We start from the raw sequence: 21,220 nt of genomic DNA, 5'->3' as shown, positions 1-21,220 counted from the left end.
CGTTCGTGTCGGCCTGCCGGACGCCACGCGAACCGGTCGACAACACCCGCCTGGCGAGACCCGCGAAGCCCTGTCCCCCTCGGACGCTACGACGCCTCGGCCGCCGCCTTGATGCGGCTCCCGAACGCGTCCGCGTCCTTGCGGGCGGCGCTGAGCGCGAGGCCGACGAGGAGCTTGCCGAGCCCGTGGCCTTCGAGCACGTTGAAGAGCCGGACCCTGGTTCCGCCGTTCGGGAGGGGTTCCAGGTCGTAGCCCCCTTCGCGGGCCATGACGATGTTCTTCGAGACCTCGGCCCAGCGCATCCGGCGCGGTGCGTCGAACTCGGTGATGCGGAACTCGCGCGCCGTCTTCATCCCGGCGTCCTTCACCGTGCTCCGGAAGACGGTGCCCACGGCCGTCGGGCCGTCCGGGACCCGCTCGATCCTCTGCACCCGGGGGCTGAACTTCGGGTCGTTGCGGCCGTCGGCGAGGAACGCGAAGACCTCGTCGATGGGACGGTCGACGTCCGTCGTCGCCTCGAACTGTCCGGACATGCGTCTCCCTGGTGTCTTCGCTGCCGTGAGGGCGACGGTACGGGACGGGAGCGGTCCCCGCGCCGTGGCGGCGCCACTCGGGTGACGGCGGGTCAGGAGGCCCGCCCACCCTCACCTCGGACCCCGGAACCGGGGCCGTCAGGTCCAGCGGATGCGCGGCGGGCGCACCGCCGCGCAGAGCGGCATGCCGCAGGCGTCGGTCAGGCCGAGTCTGCCTTCGGCGGCGCCCCGGTCGAGGGCGGGCTCCGGGAGGTCGTCGAGGAAGAGTTTGGCCCGGCGGAACATCGTGAAGGCGCCCCCGGGCGGCAACTCGCCCCAGGTGAGGTAGAGGAAGCGCGCGCCGCGCCGCCCGTGGACGTACGCGCCCCGGAAGTCCCGCGTCCCGTCCGGTGCGCGCACCGTCTCCACGGTGAACTCCCAGACCGCCTCGGCCGCGTCCGCCGGTACGGCGCCGTCCGGCTCACGCGCGCGCTGCACCGCGACATGGACGTCCCTGTACTCGCCGCAGGCGCGTCCGGGCAGTTCGCCGCCGACGATCCGCAGGGAGAGCTCCGTACGGTCGCTCATTCCCTGCCCACCACTGCCTGGAGGAGACCGGGGAACGCCTCGTCGAACTCCTCGCGGCGCAGTCCGTTCAGGCGGGAGGTGCCGACGTAGTACTGGCGGATGAGACCGGCCTCGCGCAGGACGTGGAAGTGGTGGGTGGCGGTGGACTTGCTGACGGGGAGGTCGAACGCTCCGCAGCTGAGGTCCTGTTCCGCGGTGTGGAGCTCGCTCACGATGCGGCGGCGTACGGGGTCGACCAGGGCTTCGAGCACCTGCTGAAGGTGGATCGTACGGACGTCGGGATGGGGCGGGACCCGCTCCTGCCCGCCGCGCTGTGCTGTCACCATCGGCTGTCGACCTCCCGCGCTCATCGTAGGGCACGTCTGTCACGGTTCGACCTGGATCGAACCTCGGAGGGGGGCGGCGCGTCCAGGGGTCAGCGGACCCTCGGGGGCGACCAGATCAGCGGGTATCTGTCGCTTCCCAGCGCCTCGACCCACTGGAGCCGTTCGCGGACGATGCCCCGCCTGGGTTCGGGGCAGATCGCCAGGAGCCTGTCCAGCATCGTCCGCAGCCGCCGAAGGGACATCGGCGAGGCCGCGGCGACGACGATCAGATCGTCGACGGCCGTGGAGAGGTACTGCCCCCAGTCGGGCGCCCGGACGACGACCCGGACCGCGCCGTCCGCGTCGGCGAGGTGCCCGACGTCCAGATCACGGTCGGCGAGCCGGGTCAGCAGGTCCTCCACCTGGTCCAGGGTCTGTACGGCGGTGGCGGGGTCGTTGACGGCGGGCGAGAGGGCCCTGAGCGCGATGTCGGCGAACAGCCGGAACGCCAGTTCGGGATCCTGCTCGAAGGCCCGTTCCATCCCGGTGACGACAGCGGCGCGGAGCTCCGCCTCGGACATCTCCCCGCCGTGCACGTCCGCGACGACGCTCCCTTGCGCGAGGGTGCCTCCGATGGGGACCCTGAGCGCGACGACGCAGTCGCGGCTCCTCGCCCACTCGATGAGCGCCGAGGCGTCGATCTGCTGGAGGACGGTGGTCGGACGGGACCATCGGACGGGGGTCGCCCCGGCGGCCGTCGGCCAGGGCTTCGCCCCGGCGGCGGGGTCGAACGGCGCGACGTACAGGGCGTCGAGGACCTCGCGGGCCCGCGTGGTGATCGAGGTGAGGGCCGGCGCGAGCTGGATCGAGGTGAAGGCACGAGTCTGCAGGTCGCGCATGAGCCAGAGCGCGACCAGGGCCAGGAGCATGGCGACGGCCGGGACCGAGGTCGAGACGCGGTCCTCGATCCCGATGGACAGGGCCGCGGTGACACAGAAGATGAACACCCCGATGGCGAAGGCGAAGGCGCGCCAGACGACGGGGTCCTCGCGGAACAGGCCGAGGCGGGGCGTGAACATGGTGGAGGAGAACTGGACCACCAGGAAGAGCACCGAGTAGATGATGCTCACCAGGCTGATGACTCCGAAGCCGATGGTGAAGAGCAGGTTGACCACCTGGTCGGCCTTCGCGTCCGGCCCGGCCTCCACCAGCGGGGTCAGCAGACCGAGCAGCACGCCGAAGACCGCGCAGACGAGTTGGGCCAGTTCCCTGCGCATCGCCCGCCTCGGACGGTGGAACCGCCCACCGCCCCGGGACTGGCCTGCACGCACGGTCACTCACCACCTCGCCCACGCCGGAAGGTCGTCCTCACGCTACGGAACACCGAGCGGGTCCGCCTCTCAGGACGGCGGGCACGGCGACGCTCGCGACACGAGTGCGAGCCGGTGTCGCGAGCGGGGGTGAGAGTGCCCGAACGGTGCGGGCGAGGGGTCAAGGAGGAGTACCCACTCCTTTCCACTCTCAACTTATAGCGCACCGGGGGGCTTGCGGCAAGGCCCCTGTGAGGGCGCACAATCGCCCATCCAAGCCTGCAACCTGCGGACATAGGAGATTCACCCCGTGCGTGCGACCGCCCCGACCACCAGTGCGTTCGACCTTCCCGGCCACCTCGCTCCCAAGGCCGACCCGGCGCTGATCGGCCGTGACGAGCAGCACTTCGCGGCCATCGCGGAGAGCCTCGAGCAGACGATCGCCGAACTGTCCGACCGCCTCGACGCCGCGCGCAGGGCGCCCGGTGGCGTCGGCCGTGAGGCGATGGAGCGGGACGCCGAGATCCACCGGCTGACCGGCCGCCTGCGTACGCTGCGCCGCTTCGGCCTCGACCTCTGTCTCGGCCACGTCGTGGGCGCGGACGACCCCGAGCCCGTCTACATCGGACGGCTCGGCCTCACCGACAGCACCGGGCGCCGCCTCCTGCTCGACTGGCGCTCCCCCGCGGCCGAACCGTTCTTCGCGGCGACCCACGCCGACCCGATGGGCCTGGCGAGCCGCCGCAGGTACCGCTGGACGGGCGGCCGGATCGGCGACTACTGGGACGAGGTGTTCACCGCCGACGCGCTCGAAGGGCACGCGGCGCTCGACGACCAGTCCGCCTTCATCGCCAGCCTGGGTGCCAACCGCTCGCCCCGGATGCGGGACGTGCTCGCCACCATCCAGGCGGACCAGGACGCCATCGTCCGGGCGGGGTCCCGCGGCGCTCTCGTCGTCGACGGCGGTCCGGGCACGGGCAAGACGGTCGTCGCCCTCCACCGCACGGCCCACCTCCTCTACTCCGACCCCCGCCTCGGTCACCGTCGGGGCGGGGTGCTGTTCGTCGGCCCGCACCGGCCCTACCTGGCGTACGTCGAGGACGTCCTGCCCAGCCTCGGGGAGGAGGGTGTGCAGACCTGCACCCTGCGGGACCTCGTCGACGAGGGCGCTACGGCGGAGGCCGAGCCCGATCCGGAGGTGGCCCGTCTGAAGGCGTCCGCGGACATGGTGCGGACGGTCGAGATGGCCGTCAGGTTCTACGAGGAGCCGCCCGCCGAGGGGATGACGGTCTCGACCGACTGGGCCGACATCTGGCTGAGCGCCGACGACTGGGCCGAGGCGTTCGAGGCAGCGGGGCGGGGCACGCCCCACAACGAGGCGCGCGATCAGATCTGGGACGAGCTGGTCACGATCCTGATGGACAGGTTCGACGCCGACGTCTCGCCCGAGGCGTTCCGGAGGTCGCTCCTCGGCGACCGGGAGCTGGTCGACACCCTCCACGGCGCCTGGCCGCTGCTGGAGGCGACCGACCTGGTCGGAGACCTGTGGTCGGTCCCCGCCTACCTGCGGATGTGCGCTCCCTGGCTCGGCAAGGACGAGGTCCGGGCGCTTCAGCGGGAGGAGGCCCAGGCGTGGACCGTGTCCGATCTGCCGCTGCTGGACGCGGCCCGGCAGCGGCTCGGCGATCCGGAGGCGTCCCGGCGCAGGCGTCGGCACGACGCCGCGGTCGCCGCCGAACGCGAGCGCATGGCCCGCGTCATCGAGGAGATCGTCACGACCGCCGACATCGACTCGGCCGGCGACGACAGCGAGGGCGCGGTGCGGATGCTGCGCGGTAAGGACCTCCAGGACAGCCTGATCGACGAGTCCGCGCTTCCCTCCGCCGACCGGGACCTGCTCGCCGGGCCGTTCGCGCACATCGTCGTGGACGAGGCCCAGGAACTGACCGACGCGGAGTGGCAGATGCTGCTCCTGCGCTGCCCGTCGCGGAGCTTCACCATCGTCGGGGACCGGGCCCAGGCCCGGCACGGGTTCACGGAGTCGTGGGAGGAGCGGCTCGAACGGGCCGGGCTGAACCGCATCACGATGGCCTCCCTGAACGTCAACTACCGCACGCCGGAGGAGGTCATGACGGAGGCGGAGCCGCTCATCCGGGCCGCTCTCCCCGACGCCAACGTGCCGACGTCCATCCGCAGCAACGGCCTCCCGGTGATCCACGGTTCCGTCGCGGAGCTGCCGGCGATCCTCGACGGCTGGCTGGCCGAGCATGCCGAAGGGACCGCCTGCGTCATCGGCGATCCCGACTTCCGGGAGACCTCCCGCGTCCGGTCGTTGACCCCGGAGCTGTCGAAGGGGCTCGAGTTCGACCTGGTCGTCCTCGTCGACCCGGAGGAGTTCGGCACGGGGATCGAAGGCGCGGTCGACCGCTATGTCGCGATGACCCGCGCGACCCAGCGCCTCGTCGTCCTGAAGAGCTCCTGACGTGGGCGTTCGGTGACGTGACCGGCGCCCGGCACCCCCGGGGCGGCGGTGCGCCGTGGGGCGGTGGGGGCCCGTGGGGCGGTGGGGGCCCGTGGGGTGTCGGGGGCCCGTGGGGTGTCGGGGGCCCGTGGGGTGTCGGGGCCCCGTCGCTCAGGACGGGCGTGAGGGTGGCGCGGCGAACGTGACGGCCGAGGTGGGGGTGGTGGTCTCGGCCTCGCGACTGAGGGCCCAGGCCGCCACCCGGGAGACCGTGGCGGCCGGGACCGCCTCGCCCGCCCCGGTGCCGGCCGGGATGTCGTGGGTGGCGTGGGCGTCGGGCGGGAGGACGACGCGATAGCCCAGTTCCAGGGCCGTGCGGGCGGTCGCCTGGACGCACATCTCGGACATCATTCCGCAGACGACGAGCGCGCGTACCCCCGCGTCGGTCAACAGACCGCCCAGCGCGGTGCCTTCGAAACTGTCGTCCCTGACCTTGCGGATCACCACCTCGGCGGGACCGGGCTCGACGCGGTGGTGCAGTTCCCAGCCGGGCGTGTGCGGTTCGCAGTCCGCTCCGGGCGGTCCGTCGTTCTGCACATGGACGACCAGTGACCCGCTCTCGCGGGCCCGCGCGATCAACTCGCCGGTGCGTTCCAGGAGTCGGTCCGCCGCCGGTACGGCGCCGGGGCCGGTGACGAAGGCGGACTGGACGTCCACCACCAGCAGAGCCTCTACGGGATGCGCGCGCACGGTCATGACCTCATCTTCACCGTCAGCGCGGGGCCCCGGCACGCGATTTTGGCTCCAGCCCCGGTGGCCGAAACTCTTGCACGATGTTCAATCCAGACTTGCACGCCGTGCAAGTCTTCTTTTACGTTGTTCAAGCGCAAGGAGTTGTACACCGTTGAAGTCAGGGGGAACACCATGACCACCGACCGTTCGGCGCCGGCGTCGGAGCACGCCTCGCTGTCCACCGCCCGACCCGCCGGCTGCCCCTTCGACCCCCCGGGCGGGCTGGCGGAGCTGCGCGCGCGGCAGCCGCTGAGCCCGATGACCTATCCCGACGGGCACGAGGGCCGACTGGTCACCAGCCATGCGCTCGTACGCGCCGTCCTGGCCGACGAGCGGTTCAGCTCGCGGTACGACCTGATGCACTACCCCTTCCCCGGCGGGCCCGCCGGAACGCTGCCGCCCGCGCCCGTCGGCGACATGACGGGGATGGACGCTCCGGAACACACCCGGTTCCGGCGGCTCCTCGCGGGCCGTTTCACCGTCCGCCGGATGCGTCTCCTCACCGAGCGCGTCGAGCGGATCACCGCCGAGCACCTCGACGCGATGGAGCGTCAGGGCCCGGGGGCCGATCTCGTCGAGGCGTTCGCGCGGCCCGTCCCCGCGCTGATGATCTGCGAACTGCTCGGTGTGCCGTACGCCGACCACGAGACGTTCCAGGGTTTCGTGACCGACCTGATGAGCATGGACGCCACCCTGGAGAGGCAGACGGCCGCCATGCAGGGGCTGCAGGAGTACATGCACCGCCTGGTGCTCGCCAAGCGGGCCGCGCCGACCGACGACCTCCTCAGCGACCTGACGAGCAGCGATCTGACGGACGAGGAGCTCACCGGCCTGGGGGGCTTCCTGCTCGGCGCGGGCCTCGACACCACGGCCAACATGCTCGCGCACGGCACGTTCGCCCTGCTGAGCCACCCCGACCAGCTCGCGGCCCTGCGCGCCGATCCGGGCCTCGCCGACCAGGCCGTCGAGGAGCTGATGCGCTATCTGAGCATCGCCCACACGACGGTCCGTGTGGCCCTGGAGGACGTCGAATTCGACGGGCACGTCGTCAGGGCCGGTGAATCGGTCACCCTCTCGATCGAGGCCGCCAACCGCGACCCCGAACGGTTCGCGGATCCCGACACCCTCGACCTGACCCGCAAGGCCACCGGTCATGTCGGCTTCGGGCACGGGATCCACCAGTGCCTGGGCCAGCAGCTGGCCCGCGTGGAGATGCGCGTCGCCCTGCCCGCGCTCGTCACCCGGTTCCCGTCCCTGCGGCTGGCCGTCCCCGCCGAGGACGTGCCGCTGCGCACGGGCATGAACATCTACGGGGTGCACAGCCTGCCCGTCACCTGGGACGAGGCGTAGACCCGTGGGACCGGGCATGGAAGTGAGCGTGGAGCGCGAACGCTGCCAGGGCGCCGGGATGTGCGCCCTCACCGCCCCCGAGGTGTTCGACCAGGACGAGCACGACGGGCTGGTCGTGCTCCTGGAGACCCGGCCGCCGTACGCGTCGCACGCGGCCGTGCGCGAGGCCGCCACGCTGTGCCCCGCCGGCGCCATCGCGATCGCCGGCGCCGACGGCGACGGCGACGGCGACACCAGTCAGGCGTGACGGGCGCCGGCCCCGCGCGTCGCGGGGCCGGTTCCCCTGGGCCCTGCCGTCAAAATGGCCCCCACACCCCTTCCGGCCTGCGCGGATCCCGACGTGATCCGCCGCACAGACCGCGCGGTAGGCATACGGCCGCGTGCTAGCGTCCGCGAGCGTGACTTCCGCCCTCGGCGGGCCCGGGCCCGCCTCCCCGACGGGTCCGGCCGGCCCCTGTCCGTACGGTGGGGCGACCGGCTCCGCCTCGCCGACCCGGCTTCTCGACCGGCACGGGCCGCTCGACCGGTTCGACGGGCTCGATCTGTTCGGCGCGGACTTCGTCGCCGACCCCTATCCGTGGCTGGACGCGCTCAGGGCGGACTCCCCGGTCCATCACGACGCCGCCACCGGACTGTGGCTGGTCAGCCGGTACGAGGACATCCGCCAAGTACTGCTCGATCCGGAGGCGTTCCGGCCGGACAACGCGCAGCACGCGGTCACCCCGATCGGCGTGCCCGCCCTCCGGACGCTCGCCCGCGCGGGATTCCGGCTGCGGCCCGCGCTGGCCAACAACGCGACCGAGAGCCATGCCGGGCTGCGCCGCGTGGTCACTCGTTTCTTCAACGGCCAGCGGGTCGCGGCGGCCGTGCCGGTGATCGAGCGGGTGGCCGGCGAACTGCTGGACACCGTACGGACGGAGCTCGGCCAGCGGGGGGACAGCGACCTCTTCGGGGCCTTCGCGCACACGCTGCCCTGCCGGGTCATGATGGAGCTGCTGGGGATCGACGGTCTCGACCCCGTGACCCTCGTGCGCTGGAGCGACGCCTCGCTCGAACTCTTCTACGGCCGGCCGGCTCCGCGACGCCAGCTCGAACTGGCCGTGCTCGTCGGCGAGTTCCACCGGTGGCTGACCTCGGTCGTCGCCGACCGGTCGGCCCCGGCGGACAGCTTCGTCGGAGCACTGGCCCGCCACCGCCTGCCCGACGGCCGGCCGGTGGACGTGCACACGGCGGTCGGTGCGTGCTTCTTCGTCTTCATCGCGGGGCAGTCCACGACCGGCCAGCTCATCGCCACCGTCCTGCGCAGCGCGCTCGCCGAACCCGGCCTGTGGAAGCGGGTGGCGCACGAGGAGGGCCTGGCCGAGGCGTGGGTCGAGGAGGTGTTGCGCCGGGAGCCGCCCGTGACGACCTGGCGCCGGGTGACGGCGGGGCCGGTGGAACTGGGCGGCGTACGGCTTCCCGCCGGCGCCGAGTTGCTGCTGATGCTCATGGGAAGCGGCTCCGACACGGACGTCTTCGACGCCCCTGACCGGCTGCGGCCCTTCCGGTCCAACGTCCGCCACCACCTGTCCTTCGGCGCGGGGCGGCACCGCTGCCCGGGCGCGTCCCTGGCCCGTACGGAGGCCGCCGTCGCCCTCAGGGCGGCCGCCCGCGGCCTTCCCGGACTCCGCCTCACCCCGGGTGCGCCGCCTCCGCCCGTGCTTGACCTCCTCTCGTTCCGGGCGCCGCTCGAAGTGAGGGTGAGCGAGGGCTTCGCCGGGTCGTAGGCCGGCGGCCGGGCGGCTTCCGAGGGGCCTTGAGGCCCGAGGTCAGGCGGGCAGCCGGGCGCAGCGGCGGCAGGCGCGGGCCGAGGGGGCCGTCAGGGCGTGGGAGACCGCGGCCAGGGTGCACGCCAGGGCGATCAGCGGCCACTGGGCCGTCATGAAGGAGGCCACGGCCAGGGAGAGGGCGGCCAGGGCCATGGACGCGCTGGCCGTCGTACCCGTCCAGGCGACCAGGAGGGGGAGCCTGTGCGGGGTGGGCAGCCGGGGGGCGAGGGCGCCCGTGGCCGCCAGGGCGGTCGCCGCGAGGACGGCGGCGGCGCCCGCGACGGCCGCCAGGAGCTGGGCGGTGCGAGGCAGCAGCCCGTCCTGGCCGGTCCCCGTGGTGACGAGGGTGTACCAGCAGGCGAGGAGCAGCGGGGCGACGAGGACGACGGACCGTGCGGTGTGGCGGGCCTGGGCGATCGTCAGTTCTCGCTGGCAGGCCGGTGCGAGCTCGGCGGGTGTGCCGAAGTCGCGTACGGCCTCGCGGACCGCGTCCTCGTAGGGCGTTCCCTCGTGGGTGTACGCCTCCGCGGTGTCGGCAAGGCCGCCACGCACCTCCTCGATCAGGCGCGCCGTCATCCGGGGCGGGCCGTGCAGGATGTCGCGCAGCTCGGCGACGTACGCGTCGATCGGGTCCGGGTGGTCCGCCGGGTCCACGGGGGCCGGGCGGTCCTCGGGCGTCTTCGGGGCCGTGGGCGCCCCGGCGTCGCTCATGTCGCGGGCCGGGGCGGGGCGGCCGGGTTCAGGACCGAGCCGATCGCCGTCGTGAACTCGCGCCAGGCCGCGCGCTCGCCCGCGAGTGCGCCGCGTCCCGCGTCGGTGAGTTCGTAGCAGCGCCGACGTCGTTCGCCGACCGCGTCCCAGCTGCTGCTCAGCAGCCCGACGCGCTCCAGCCGGTTGAGCGCCGGATAGATCGTGCCCGTGCGCAGGTCGAGCACGCCTCCGCTGCGCTGCTGGACCGCGGCGATGATCGCGTAGCCGTGCAGCGGTCCCGGCTCCAGCACGGCCAGCAGCAGTCCGTCGAGGTGCCCTCGCACCGCATCCGCCCTCATAGGTAGGCAGCCTACTCAATCAAGGCGTAGACATGCTATCTATTGGCAGCCAACATATAGCTCACGGCTGGAGGAGCCCGCAGTGACCAAGCTGCTGCTGTCCATACACGTACTCGCGGCGATCCTGGTGGTCGGGCCGATCACCGTGGCCGCGTCGCTGTTCCCGCGTTATGCGCGGCAGACCTCCCCGGTCGCCGCGCTGCTGCACCGGATCTGCCGGGGGTACGCCGTCGCGGGCGTGGTCGTCCCGGTCTTCGGGCTCGCCACGGCGATCCAGCTCGGCGTCCTCACCGACGTCTGGCTCATCACGTCGCTGGTGCTGACCGCTGTCGCCGCGGCCGTCCTGGCCCTGGCGATCCTGCCCGGTCAGCGACGCATGCTCGACGACGCGGCCGGCGGCGGGGCGCGTGCCGCCGACGAGGACGACGGCGGAGCCGCAGGCGCGACGGCGTCCCGACTGGCCATGCTCACCGGGGTCTTCAATCTCCTGTGGGCGGTCGTCGTCGTCCTCATGATCGTCCGTCCCGGCTCGACCACGGGGGCGTGACGACGCTCGCTCCACGCAGACTCCGGCGCAGCCGCCAAGACCCTTAGGCGCAGATGGTGTTGGCTGGCGGGCGACACACGTCCCGTCCGTACGAGGAGTCGCCATGCGCCCCGCCGACCAGCCGCCGCCCCATCGCAACGCACAGCCGCCGACCGCCCAGGCCTCGCTCGGCGCCGGTGTCGTGGTGACCGACGAGGCCGGGCGGGTGCTTCTGGGGCTGCACCCCGGCGGCACATGGGAACTGCCCGGCGGGAAGGTCGATCCGGGCGAGTCCATCGAGCGGGCCGCCGCCCGTGAACTCGCCGAGGAGACCACGCTCCTGGCCGACGTGGCCGATGTCGAGGTCATCGGGATCCTCTTGGACTCGCCGGCGTCGACGGAGGTCACCCGGCTGACCGCGGTGGCGGTCGTACGGGCCTTCAGCGGCACCCCGGCCGTCGCGGAGCCGGACAAGATCCTGCGCTGGGAGTGGACCGCACTCGACCGCCTCCCCCGGGAGCTGTACACGCCGTCCGCTCAGGCGCTCAGGACCTGGCGCCCGGAACTGCCCATCGAGGAGGCGCCGTTCCACCGCTATCAGGTGGTGCGCACGCGCTGACGGGTCACACGTCGGCGATCAGCGCGTACCGCTCGCCGTTCCCCTGCCTCCAACCTAGTCGCGGAATTGAATAGGTACGGTGTTGAATAGCCTCGAAGGGCGTGCCGCCTCAGGCGCACCCGGTCGCACGGAGGAGCAAGAGGCTCATGCACACCGGCCCGTACACGCGTTACGTCGCCCTGGGCGACAGTCAGACCGAAGGCCTCGGGGACGGGGACGACGTCACCGGCCTGCGGGGCTGTGCCGACCGGCTCGCGGAGCTGATGGCGGCCACGAGCCCCGGTCTGGTCTACGCCAACCTGGCCGTCCGGGGCCGCCTCGCCGGACAGGTGCGCGCCGAGCAGCTCGGGCCGGCTCTCGCGCTGCGGCCCGACGTGGCCACCGTGGTCGCGGGGATGAACGATCTGCTCCGCCCCCGGTTCGACGCCGACGAGACGGCCGGGCACCTGGGGGCGATGTTCGCCGCGCTCACCGCCCAGGGCGTGCGGGTGGCGACGGTGACGTTCCCGGACACCGGGCGGATCATCCCGCTCGCGCGGCCGCTCGGATCCCGCGTCACCGCGCTCAACGAGCGCATCCGCGAGGCGGCGGCACGGCACGGCGTCGCGGTCGCGGAGACCTTCCGCCATCCCGTGGTGACGGACGCCCGGCTGTGGAGCCCGGACCGGCTGCACGCCAGTCCGCTCGGTCATGAGCGCATCGCCGCCGCGGTGGCCGACGCGCTCGGGCTTCCCGGGAGCGACGACGCCTGGACCCGCCCGCTGCCCGCGCTCCTGGGCACTCCTCCGTCCGGTGCCCGGAGGGCGCTCGACGAGGTGCGATGGGTCGCGGGCTTCCTGGGCCCGTGGATCGGCAGACGCCTGCGCGGCCGCTCCTCGGGGGACGGCCGCACGGCGAAGCGTCCCGAGCTGGTGCCGGTCCTGCCCGGGTGAGGGCTCGCGGGACCGGGCGACCGTGCTCGGAACGGGTGGGTCAGGAGCGCGAGCGGTCGGCCTTCGCGGCCTTCTCCGCCTGCTTCTCCTTGATGCGGGCCGTCTCCTTGCGGACCTCGGCCTGGGTGGCGCGCTCCTTCTGGAGCCACTCGGGGTCGTCCTTCTTCAGCGCCTCGATCTGCTCGGTGGTGAGGGCGTCCGTGATGCCGCCCCGCGCGAGTCCGGAGATGGAGATGCCGAGCTTCGCCGCGATCACCGGGCGCGGGTGGGGGCCGTTGCGCCGGAGCTCGCGGAGCCACTCGGGCGGATCGGTCTGCAGGGCGTTCAGCTCGGTGCGCGAGACGACACCCTCCCGGAACTCGGCGGGGGTGGCCTCGAGGTACACACCCAGCTTCTTGGCCGCGGACGCGGGCTTCATCGTCTGGGTGGTCTGGTGCGACGTCATGGTGTCCAGGGTATCGAGCGTGTGAGCTACCTCTGACCACGACCGGTAACCTGGCGGGGTGACTGGCCAGGAAGAACCCTCCTCGTTCCGGCTCGCGTACGTACCGGGAGTGACGCCCACGAAGTGGGTGCGGGTCTGGAACGAGCGCCTGCCGGACGTCCCGCTGACCCTCCTCCAGGTGCCCGCGGCCGAAGCGTTCGAGCTGCTGCGGTCCGGCGGCGCGGACGCGGGCTTCGTGCGCATGCCGGTCGACCGCACGGACCTCAGCGCGATCCCGCTCTACACCGAGACGACCGTGGTCGTGGTCCCGAAGGACCATGTGATCGCGGCGGTCGAGGAGGTGTCGCCCGCGGACCTGGCGGACGAGATCGTGCTGCATCCGCTGGACGACACCCTCGACTGGGAGCGCCCGCCGGGGCTGCCGGCCATCGAGCGGCCGGAGACGACGGCGGACGCCATCGAGCTCGTCGCGGCGGGCGTGGGGCTGCTCGTGGTCCCGCAGTCGCTCGCGCGGCTGCACCACCGCAAGGACCTCACCTACCGCACCCTCTCGGACACGCCCGAGTCGCGGGTCGCCCTGTCCTGGCCCCAGGACGAGACGACCGACCTGGTGGAGCAGTTCATCGGGATCGTCCGCGGCCGGACGGTCAACAGCACCCGGGGCCGCCCCGCGACCCCGCCTCAGCCCAAGGACAAGGCCAAGGCGAAGACCAAGCGGCCGGAAGCAGGCGGCGGGCAGCGGAAGACCGCGAGCGGCAAGGCGTCGGGCCAGGGCCCCCGCGGCGGCTCCGGCGGCGCGAAGGGCGCCAAGGCGGCCAAGGGCGGCGTCAAGCGAGGGAAGCCCGGCAAGCCCCGCCGCCGGTCCTAGGCACAGTCGTCACCACGTCCCTCCGGCCGGGGTCTTGAACCGGGTGCGCCACTGCTGATCTTCTGGCGTCATGAGCGATGACGTGATCACGAACGGCCGGGGCGGCCACGGCTTCGGCCGGCGATCGGTGCTGCGGGGCGCCGCGGTCGGTACCGCCTTACCGTTCCTGCCGACCCCGGCCCAGGCCCGCACCCCCGAGGGCTCCCCCGCCACCGCCCCCGCTCCCGGCTCGGTGTCGCTGCGCTGGCTGGGCACCGCCGGCTGGCGGATCGACGTCGGCGGGCGGACGGTGCTCTTCGACCCGTATCTGACCCGGTTCAGGACCGGCCTCTTCGAGAAGGCCTTCGACCCGGCCACGAAGATCGCGCCCACCGATGCCGCCCTCGTACGGGAGTACGCCGGGCGTCCCGAGCTGATCCTCGTCAGCCACTCGCACTGGGACCACATCGCCGACGTCCCCCATCTCGCGAAGACGACCGGCGCCCGCGTGGTGGGGACCGAGACCACGTTCCATCTGCTGGTCGCCCTCGGTGTGGATCCGCTCCAGATCTCCGTGGTCAAGGGCGGCGAGGTGCTCGACTTCGGCGACGGTCTCACGGTGGAGGTGGTGGCGAGCCTGCACAGCCGCAACAAGAACCACGCCTACTTCGCCCCGGGCACGCTCACGGCGCCACCCGCCGCCCCCGCGACCATCTCCGACCTGCCGGAGGGCGACACGCTCGCCTTCCAGGTCAAGGCGGGCTCGGACGGTCCGGCGCTCTTCCTCATGGGCGCCAGCGACATCGCCGACCGGCCCGCCGAGGGACTGCGTCCCGACGTGGCGATGGTCGCGGTCCCTTCCAGCTCCGCGACCCACCGCTACGTACCTCGGCTGCTGCGGGCACTGGGGCACCCGCCGGTCGTCGTTCCGGTCCACTGGGACAACTTCGAGACACCGCTGCGCGGGCCCGTGGTCCCCGACCCGGCGATGGACCTGTCCGGACTGATCGGCCAGGTGCGCCGGGAGTCGCCCGCGAGCCGTGTCGTCGTGCCCGACTACCGGACCGTCTACGGCGGAGACCTGCGCCCGCGCCGCTGACGCGTCACGCGGGGCGGGCGAGGACGCACGCGGCTCGGTCGTCCGGCCGGGAACGCCGTCGCCCCCGGCGGGTGGCCGGGGGCGACGGCGGTCGGCGTGACGGATCGGGTCACATGGAGGTCACCAGGCGACCGGCAGGCGTTCGGGGATGCGCTTCATGAAGCGGGTGCGCCAGACGAGTTGGTCCACCGGGACCGCGAGGTGCAGGTCGGGCACCCTGTCGAGCAGGACCTCCAGGGCGATCTCGGTGTGCTTCTTCCCGAGGGCCGTGGCCGGGCAGTAGTGACCGCCGCCGCCGAAGGAGAGGTGGGTGCCGGCGTTCGGCCGGTCGATGTCCACGGTGTGCGGGTCGGGGAAGACGGCCGGGTCGGTGTTGGCCGCCTCCACGAGCACGAGGAGGAGTTCGCCCTTCCGTACCTCGACGTCGCCGAGCGTGACGTCCTCGAGGGCGAGCCGTGGCAGCCCGTCGGCGATGGAGAGGTTGATGCGGAGAAGCTCGTCCACGGCGTCGGGGATCCGGTCCGGCTCCTTGCGGAGCCGCTCCCAGACGTCCGGATTCTGGAGCAGGGAGAAGAGGGCCATGGTGAGGAAGCCCATGGTGGAGATCACGCCCGCGCCGAAGAAGGTGACGCCGACGGTGGCGAGCATCTCGTCGGTGAGGTGGGCGTAGTCGGGATTCCCGCGCAGGGCGGCGAGTTCGGCCATCAGCCCCGTGGTCGCCGGGTCGTCGAGGCGCTCGACCATGTAGGCGATGTCGCGGTCCCAGTTGAGCCGGGCGCCGGTGACGGGGCAGGCCGAGTTCATGAACGCGATGTCCAGGCTGGCGGCGAGGCGCGGTGCGTCGGACTGGGGTATGCCGAGGATCCTGCAGTGCAGGTGTTCCGCGTACGGGCTGGTGAACCAGGAGCGGAGGTCGACGGGCGGTCCGTACGCGAGGAGTTCGCCGACGAGCTCGGAGGCGTGGCGGCGCATCCATTCGGTGAGGCCGTCGGTCTTGGGGTTGATGGCCTTGAGGACGGCCTTGCGGAGCCCCGCGCCGGTGATGTTCCCCATGTTGTTGACCACCTCGGGCGGGATGGTCAGTGCGTACTGCCGGGGTACGCCGGGCGCCGAGGTGTCCTTGAGCGAGAACCTCGGGTCTTCGAGGACCTGCTTGCAGAGCTCGTAGGAGGAGACCAGCCATGCCTCGTCGCCGGCGATCGTGCGGACCCGTTTGACCGGCTCGGCGCGCAGGGCCTCGATCTCGGGCGGCAGCCGGTCGCCGCGGGCGGAGAACGGGAAGTCGATCAGCGTGTCAGTGGTCATCGTGGTCTCCGAGGATCGCGGTGACGATGGCGTGGCCCTGGTTGCGGGAGGCGCGCAGTCCGGAGCCCCGTGAGTAGAGGAGTTCGGCCATCGGCAGGAGCTGGTGGTAGCAGTTGAGCGAGGAGGGGACACCGAGGATCGCGGGGGTGTCCAGGAAGAGCGGTGCCTCGGCGCAGATGTACTGGAGACAGACCTCGCGCTGGCGGGCGCTGGGTGCCTGTCCTTCGAGGACCTTGGAGGAGAGGAAGGCCGTGACGAGCTTGTCGCAGGTGGCGAGGAACTCGGCGTCGGTGGCGAGCAGATCGTCCAGGTGTGTGCGCAGGTGCCGATAGGCGGGGATGTCGAGGAGCGCGGACATGGGGCGCCCTCGGAGCCGTTCGCCGCCGGGGTCGATGGCGGCGACGGCGTTGTTGACCTTGGCGCGTACGCCGCGGAGGTTCTTGACCGTCTTGCGGCGGGCCTCGTCCGGCGGGTAGCCGAGGGCCTCGAACATTTCGGCGACGTGCAGGTCGGTGTAGATGAGGTCGACCTGCTCGAAGTTGCGGAGTCCCCAGGCGGCGAGGTCGGCCACCCGCTGGGCGGAGAAGTAGCCGTTTCCCGGGGAGATGCCGATGACCGCGTGCGCGCCTTCGGTGTGGATCACTTGGCAGTGCTGCGTGTACGGCTGGACCTTGAAGCTGTCGGTCGCTGTCGTCAAGTGAAGAGTTGTCCTTCGTCGCCGCTAGTCCCGACGGGGCCGTGTGCTCCTGGTGTGGCGGCGACGGCATGAAGTTACCGGCGATCTTCGGAGAGTGACGATTCTGGTCGCGAGGTGGCGTGAAATCGACGGCACCTGACGTGAATTGATACGCCACCCCGGTTTGGAGCGGCATATTCCGGCCGCTGTCTCGCGTGTTGGACAGTCAGCTCGACTCGCGGGGCACCAGTTCCGTGGGCAGGATGACGGCCGACGGTTCCTCGCCGGCTATGCGGGCGAGGAGCATCCGTACCATCTCGGTGCTGATGCGGTCCCAGGGCTGACGGATCGTGGTGAGCGGCGGCCGGGAGGACAGCGCGGCCGGCGAGTCGTCGAAGCCGCCCACGGCGATGTCCTCGGGGACCCGGCGGCCGGCGCGGTAGAGGGCATCGAGCACCCCCTGGGCCATCAGGTCCGACGCCACGAACACGGCGTCGATGTCGGGGGCGCGTTCCAGGAGCAGGGCCGCGGCACGCTCGCCGCTCGCCCGGCTGTAGTCGCCGGTGGCGATCAGCGCGTCGTCGGCGGGAAGTCCGTACTCGGCCAGCGTCTCGCGGTATCCCGCGAGGCGTTCGACGCCGCCCGGGGTGTCCTGCGGGCCGGTGACGGTGGCGATCCGGCGGCGGCCCGTCTCGTACAGATGGCGCACCATGTCCCGCGCGCCGTCCCGGTCGTCCGCGGCGACATAGCCGATCTTGGCGGTCTGACCGAGCGGCTTGCCGCAGGCGACGACCGGGACTCCGGCCGCGTGCAGCTGGGCGACCACGGGGTCGCCGGAGTGGCTGGAGACCAGCAGGACGCCGTCGACGTGACCGGCCTCGATGTAGCGCAGATTGCGCCGCCGTTCGTCCTCGGTGCCCGCGATCATCAGCAGCAGCGGGATGTCCTGGGCGGCCAGCGCCTGTGTGCAGGCCCGCAGCAGCACGTTGAAGTTCGGGTCCTCGAAGAACCGCTCCTGCGGCTCGGTCAGCAGGAACGCCACCGAGTCGGACTTGCCGGTGATCAGCGAGCGGGCGTGCCGGTTCACGACGTAGCCCGTTCTGCGGATGGCCGCGTCGACGGCCGCCTTGGCGGTGGGGCTGACGTAGTGCCCGCCGTTGAGGACGCGGGAGACCGTGCCGCGCGAGACCCCCGCCTCGCGCGCCACGTCGTGGATGGTGGCCGGGCGGCGCCTGCCCGCTGGAATGCTCATGCTCGTCTTCCCCTTGTTCCCCGGTCCTCAGGACTTTACGGCGCCGGACAGCAGATCGAGGCTCCAGAACCGCTGAATGACCAGGAACAGGGCGATGAGCGGGACGATCGCGAGCAGCGCGCCGGTGATCACCAGCGTGTAGAGGGCGGGCTGGCCCGCGCCCTGTTTCAGCAGGGTGAACAGACCGACGGTCATGGGGAACTTCTCGTCGTCGCCGAGCATGATGAACGGCAGCAGGAAGTTGTTCCAGATCGCCACGAACTGGAAGAGGAAGATCGTCACCAGGCCCGGGAACATCATCGGGAGGGCGATCCGGAGGAAGATCCGCCACTCCCCCGCGCCGTCCATCCGGCCCGCCTCCACGAGCTCCATGGGGATCGCGGCCTCGGCGTAGATCCGGCCGAGGTAGACGCCGTACGGCGACAGGACCAGCGGCAGCAGGACGGAGAGGTACGTGTCCGTCAGGTCGGCCTCGGCCATCAGCAGGTACTGCGGGATGGCCAGGATCACCGGGGGCATCAGCACGCCGGTGAGGATCAGGTTGAAGAAGGTCTCGCGGCCGCGGAAGCGGTGGACGGCGAGGGCGTACCCGGCGAGCGCCGAGACGATCGTGGAGAGGACGGCGCCCAGGCCCGCGTAGAACACGGAGTTGCCCATCCACCGCCAGTAGAGCCCGTCGCGGTACGCGGCGAGGTCGGCGAGGTTGTCCCCGAAGCCGTCGCCGGGGAGGAAGGTGAAGGTGGAGAAGAGGTCGGCGCCCGACTTGGTGGAGGCCACCAGGACCCAGGCGATGGGCAGCAGGCAGTACAGCGCGCCGAGGACCAGGGCGGCGGTCGGCAGCAGCGCGACGCGGCGGGGGCGTGGCGGCGCCTGGGGCGTTCCGGGGGTGGTGCCGGCGGCCGGGGCCGCCTTGCGTACCTCCGGCGGGGAGGCGAGCCCGCTCATCGGGTGGCTCCTTGCTTCGTACGACGGCCCTCGGCCCTGAGCAGGCCGAAGGAGAGCAGGAAGGTGGCGGCGGCGAGGACCACGGCGGTGGCCGAGGCGGCGTGGATGTTCCCGCCGGTGAAGGCGTCGTTGTAGACCTTCATCAGGGGGCTCCAGGTGGTGGGGATGCCGTTGGTGAGCGGCCGGAGCGTGGTGGGCTCGTTGAAGACCTGGAGGGTGGCGATGATCGAGAAGAAGAACGTCAGGACCAGTGAGGGCGCCACCATCGGGATCTTGATCCGGAGGGCGATCTGCAGCTCGGAGCAGCCGTCGAGCTTGGCCGCCTCGAAGACCTCGGCGGGCAGCGAGCGGAGCGAGGTGTAGATCACGATCATGTTGAAGCCGGTGCCGCCCCAGACGGCGATGTTCGCCATCGCCAGGTACAGCGCGCCGCCGTCCATCAGCTCCGGTTGCGGCATCCCGAGGGTGTCGAGGAGGGAGAAGAAGGGGCTGACGTCCGGAAGGTAGAGGAAGCCCCACATGAGGGCGGCGATGACGCCGGGTACGGCGTACGGCAGGAAGATCGCGAGGCGGGAGAGGGAGCGGGCCCGAACCCGCTCGGAGTCGAGCAGCAGCGCGAAGAGCAGCGCCAGGCCCAGCATGACGGGGACGACGATCGCGCCGTAGCCGAGGATCCGCAGGGCGCTGTGGCCGAGTTCGGAGTCGGTGAGGGCGGCGGTGTAGTTCTCCAGGCCTGCCCAGACCTCGCTCCTGGCTCCCTTGCCGAGGCCGAGGCCCTTGACCTCGATCTTGTGGACGCTGAGCCAGAGGGCGTAGCCGATGGGCAGCGCGAAGAAGAGGACGAAGAGGACGGCGGCCGGAAGGAGGAAGAGGTAGGGGGCGCTTCGCGCTCGGTCGCGGGTGGTGGTGGTGGGCGACGGGTGGGGGTACGGGGCCGCCTTGGCCCCGTACGTCCGGCGCACGCCCCTGGAGGGGTGCGTCACCGGGCGACCTCGAAGCCCTGCTTCTTCAGGTCGGCGACGGTGGCGCCCTGCATCGCGGTGAGGGCGGCGCCGAAGCCGGACCTGGCCTTGGCCGCCTTGCCGAACTCGTCCTTGAAGAAGGTGTAGGCCACGTTCACGTTCGGTCCCCACGCGGCGGGGGCGGTGGTCTTCGCGATCTCGGCCGCCTTGGCGTAGAAGTCGGCCTGGCCTGCGAAGAAGTCCGGGGACGCGGCGAGCGCACCGCCGGTCTGGGCGGCGGTGGCGGCCGGGTAGACGCCGGCCTCCTTCACCAGGGCCGCGAGCGCCTCGGGGTCGGTGTTGAGCCAGGTCGCGAACTCCGCGGCGGCCGCCTTGTGCTTCGAGTCGGTGGTCACGGCGGTGGTGGAGCCGCCCCAGCTGCCGGTGGCGGGCTTCGCGGGGTCCCACTGGGGCAGCCGGGCCATGGCCCACTTCCCCTTGGTGTCGGGTGCGGCGGTGGTCAGGACGCCGGGGGCCCAGACGGCGCTGACCCAGGCGAGCTGCTGCCCGGTGTTGAGGGCCTTGTTCCAGGCGGGGGTGTACATGGGCTGGTTGTCGATGGCGCCCTCCTGGACGAGTCCGCCCCAGAAGTCGGCGACCTTCCGGGTGGCGGAGTCGTCGATGCCGACCTTCCACTTCTGGTCCTGGGCGGTCCACCACTGGGCACCGGCCTGCTGGGCGAGGCCGGCGAAGAGGCCGGAGTCGTTGGAGGAGAAGGTCGTGAGCGCCTTGTCGGGGGCCTTGGCCTTGAGCGCCTTGGCGGTGGCGGCGAACTCGTCCCAGGTGGTGGGGACTTCGAGACCGTACTGCTGGAACAGGTCGGTACGGTAGAAGAACATCAGCGGCCCCGAGTCCTGGGGCACGGCGTAGACGGCGTCGGAGCCGAGCGTGGTCTGCTGCCACAGGCCGGGGGCGAAGGCGTCCTTGGCGCCGCCGACCTCCTTGGATATGTCGGCGAGGGCGTCGTTGGAGACGAGCGTCGGCAGGGCCTGGAACTCGGCCTGGACGAGGTCGGGGGCCTGGTGGGCCTTGGAGGCCGTGATGATCTTGGTGACCAGGTCGTCGCCGGAGGCCTGCTTCTGGACGGTGACCTTGATGTCCGGGTTCTTCTTGTTCCAGATCGCGGCCACCTTGTCCATGTTGGGCGCCCAGGCCCAGTAGGTGAGCGAGACGGGCCCCGAGGAGCCCTGCTCGCCGCCGCCTCCGGACGAGCCGCAGGCGGTGAGTACGGCCGCGCCGAGGGCGACGGCGGAGACGGTGGCGACAACACGGTGGCGCATAACGATGGGCATGGAGCCTCTCCCCTGACGAGCGGTCCTTCCCGTCGTGGAAGGACCTGCCATGCATCTGTGAGCGTTCACAGTAGAGAAACGTTCCGGACACTTGTCAATGGTGGAA

General features: G+C 71.9%; 23 protein-coding genes. 9 read left to right on the top strand and 14 right to left on the bottom strand.

Annotated features, from left to right (window positions below):
• Positions 1-86: 86 nt before the first annotated feature.
• From M5362_RS02565 to M5362_RS02550, 4 genes are all read right to left on the bottom strand, one after another.
• A complete protein-coding gene (locus tag M5362_RS02565) occupies positions 87-533 on the bottom strand; it encodes an SRPBCC family protein (protein WP_260225591.1) in 447 nt (148 codons plus the stop codon).
• A gap of 138 nt (positions 534-671) precedes the next feature.
• Positions 672-1,100, bottom strand: coding sequence for a DUF5990 family protein (locus M5362_RS02560; RefSeq protein WP_260225590.1), 429 nt, complete (start codon positions 1,098-1,100; stop codon positions 672-674).
• Entirely contained in the window at positions 1,097-1,426 is a 330-nt protein-coding gene (locus tag M5362_RS02555; protein ID WP_260225589.1) for a helix-turn-helix transcriptional regulator, read from the bottom strand. The genes M5362_RS02560 and M5362_RS02555 overlap by 4 nt, the downstream gene beginning before the upstream one ends.
• A gap of 89 nt (positions 1,427-1,515) precedes the next feature.
• Positions 1,516-2,682: a DUF2254 domain-containing protein gene (locus M5362_RS02550; RefSeq protein WP_260225588.1), complete on the bottom strand. Its 1,167-nt coding sequence runs from the start codon at positions 2,680-2,682 to the stop codon at positions 1,516-1,518.
• 343 nt (positions 2,683-3,025) lie between these two features.
• On the opposite strand from M5362_RS02550, the gene helR reads away from it, so the two are divergent.
• Positions 3,026-5,197 (top strand): RNA polymerase recycling motor ATPase HelR, encoded by a 2,172-nt coding sequence (gene helR / locus M5362_RS02545; RefSeq protein ID WP_260225587.1) that lies wholly within the window; start codon positions 3,026-3,028, stop codon positions 5,195-5,197.
• 150 nt (positions 5,198-5,347) lie between these two features.
• On the opposite strand, the gene M5362_RS02540 is transcribed toward helR, so the two are convergent.
• Positions 5,348-5,932, bottom strand: a complete 585-nt coding sequence (locus tag M5362_RS02540) for a cysteine hydrolase family protein (protein WP_260225586.1) — start codon at positions 5,930-5,932, stop codon at positions 5,348-5,350.
• 168 nt (positions 5,933-6,100) lie between these two features.
• Here M5362_RS02540 and M5362_RS02535 point away from each other — a divergent pair, with 168 nt between their 5' ends.
• The 3 genes from M5362_RS02535 (at position 6,101) to M5362_RS02525 (ending at position 9,084) form a co-directional block, all read left to right on the top strand.
• The gene (locus tag M5362_RS02535) at positions 6,101-7,318 is read left to right on the top strand and encodes a cytochrome P450 (protein ID WP_260225585.1); all 1,218 of its coding nucleotides are present in this window, start codon (positions 6,101-6,103) and stop codon (positions 7,316-7,318) included.
• Positions 7,319-7,334: 16 nt separating this feature from the next.
• On the top strand, positions 7,335-7,565 hold the full coding sequence (locus tag M5362_RS02530; protein WP_260225584.1) for a ferredoxin: 231 nt from the start codon (positions 7,335-7,337) through the stop codon (positions 7,563-7,565).
• Positions 7,566-7,716: 151 nt separating this feature from the next.
• Positions 7,717-9,084, top strand: a complete 1,368-nt coding sequence (locus tag M5362_RS02525) for a cytochrome P450 (protein WP_260225583.1) — start codon at positions 7,717-7,719, stop codon at positions 9,082-9,084.
• A gap of 42 nt (positions 9,085-9,126) precedes the next feature.
• On the opposite strand, the gene M5362_RS02520 is transcribed toward M5362_RS02525, so the two are convergent.
• Positions 9,127-9,837, bottom strand: a complete 711-nt coding sequence (locus M5362_RS02520; RefSeq protein WP_260225582.1) for a permease prefix domain 1-containing protein — start codon at positions 9,835-9,837, stop codon at positions 9,127-9,129.
• Positions 9,834-10,175 carry a PadR family transcriptional regulator gene (locus tag M5362_RS02515; RefSeq protein WP_260225581.1) on the bottom strand — a complete coding sequence of 114 codons (342 nt, stop codon included), beginning with the start codon at positions 10,173-10,175 and terminating at the stop codon, positions 9,834-9,836. The genes M5362_RS02520 and M5362_RS02515 overlap by 4 nt, the downstream gene beginning before the upstream one ends.
• Before the next feature lie 82 nt (positions 10,176-10,257).
• Between M5362_RS02515 and M5362_RS02510 the strand changes: the two genes are divergently transcribed.
• The 3 genes from M5362_RS02510 to M5362_RS02500 all read left to right on the top strand — a co-directional run bounded on the left by M5362_RS02510 (position 10,258) and on the right by M5362_RS02500 (position 12,252).
• Positions 10,258-10,722 carry a hypothetical protein gene (locus M5362_RS02510; RefSeq protein WP_260225580.1) on the top strand — a complete coding sequence of 155 codons (465 nt, stop codon included), beginning with the start codon at positions 10,258-10,260 and terminating at the stop codon, positions 10,720-10,722.
• A 103-nt stretch (positions 10,723-10,825) separates the two neighbouring features.
• Positions 10,826-11,320: an NUDIX hydrolase gene (locus tag M5362_RS02505; RefSeq protein WP_260225579.1), complete on the top strand. Its 495-nt coding sequence runs from the start codon at positions 10,826-10,828 to the stop codon at positions 11,318-11,320.
• Positions 11,321-11,466: 146 nt separating this feature from the next.
• A complete protein-coding gene (locus tag M5362_RS02500) occupies positions 11,467-12,252 on the top strand; it encodes an SGNH/GDSL hydrolase family protein (RefSeq protein ID WP_260225578.1) in 786 nt (261 codons plus the stop codon).
• A gap of 40 nt (positions 12,253-12,292) precedes the next feature.
• Here M5362_RS02500 and M5362_RS02495 read toward each other — a convergent pair whose 3' ends face one another.
• The gene (locus M5362_RS02495) at positions 12,293-12,697 is read right to left on the bottom strand and encodes a DUF5997 family protein (protein ID WP_260225577.1); all 405 of its coding nucleotides are present in this window, start codon (positions 12,695-12,697) and stop codon (positions 12,293-12,295) included.
• Between the two features lie 58 nt (positions 12,698-12,755).
• Here M5362_RS02495 and M5362_RS02490 point away from each other — a divergent pair, with 58 nt between their 5' ends.
• Both M5362_RS02490 and M5362_RS02485 read left to right on the top strand, forming a co-directional pair.
• Positions 12,756-13,565 carry a LysR family substrate-binding domain-containing protein gene (locus M5362_RS02490; RefSeq protein WP_260225576.1) on the top strand — a complete coding sequence of 270 codons (810 nt, stop codon included), beginning with the start codon at positions 12,756-12,758 and terminating at the stop codon, positions 13,563-13,565.
• A 70-nt stretch (positions 13,566-13,635) separates the two neighbouring features.
• The gene (locus tag M5362_RS02485; RefSeq protein WP_260225575.1) at positions 13,636-14,643 is read left to right on the top strand and encodes an MBL fold metallo-hydrolase; all 1,008 of its coding nucleotides are present in this window, start codon (positions 13,636-13,638) and stop codon (positions 14,641-14,643) included.
• Between the two features lie 120 nt (positions 14,644-14,763).
• Here the strand turns inward: M5362_RS02485 and M5362_RS02480 are convergent, their stop codons facing one another.
• The 6 genes from M5362_RS02480 to M5362_RS02455 form a co-directional block, all read right to left on the bottom strand.
• Positions 14,764-15,948: a cytochrome P450 gene (locus M5362_RS02480; protein ID WP_260225574.1), complete on the bottom strand. Its 1,185-nt coding sequence runs from the start codon at positions 15,946-15,948 to the stop codon at positions 14,764-14,766.
• Entirely contained in the window at positions 15,938-16,645 is a 708-nt protein-coding gene (locus M5362_RS02475; RefSeq protein WP_260225573.1) for a tRNA-dependent cyclodipeptide synthase, read from the bottom strand. The genes M5362_RS02480 and M5362_RS02475 overlap by 11 nt, the downstream gene beginning before the upstream one ends.
• Before the next feature lie 205 nt (positions 16,646-16,850).
• Positions 16,851-17,876 carry a LacI family DNA-binding transcriptional regulator gene (locus tag M5362_RS02470; protein ID WP_260225572.1) on the bottom strand — a complete coding sequence of 342 codons (1,026 nt, stop codon included), beginning with the start codon at positions 17,874-17,876 and terminating at the stop codon, positions 16,851-16,853.
• A 27-nt stretch (positions 17,877-17,903) separates the two neighbouring features.
• Complete coding sequence (locus tag M5362_RS02465) at positions 17,904-18,821, bottom strand: carbohydrate ABC transporter permease (protein ID WP_260225571.1); 918 nt, start codon at positions 18,819-18,821, stop codon at positions 17,904-17,906.
• The gene (locus M5362_RS02460) at positions 18,818-19,804 is read right to left on the bottom strand and encodes a carbohydrate ABC transporter permease (protein WP_260225570.1); all 987 of its coding nucleotides are present in this window, start codon (positions 19,802-19,804) and stop codon (positions 18,818-18,820) included. The genes M5362_RS02465 and M5362_RS02460 overlap by 4 nt, the downstream gene beginning before the upstream one ends.
• The gene (locus tag M5362_RS02455; protein WP_374214396.1) at positions 19,801-21,102 is read right to left on the bottom strand and encodes an ABC transporter substrate-binding protein; all 1,302 of its coding nucleotides are present in this window, start codon (positions 21,100-21,102) and stop codon (positions 19,801-19,803) included. Before M5362_RS02455 ends, M5362_RS02460 begins: the two co-directional genes overlap by 4 nt.
• Positions 21,103-21,220 lie beyond the last annotated feature (118 nt).

This window comes from Streptomyces sp. Je 1-79 (genome assembly GCF_025195125.1).
GTDB lineage: Bacteria > Actinomycetota > Actinomycetes > Streptomycetales > Streptomycetaceae > Streptomyces.
This window is presented reverse-complemented; position numbering and strand designations above follow the sequence as displayed.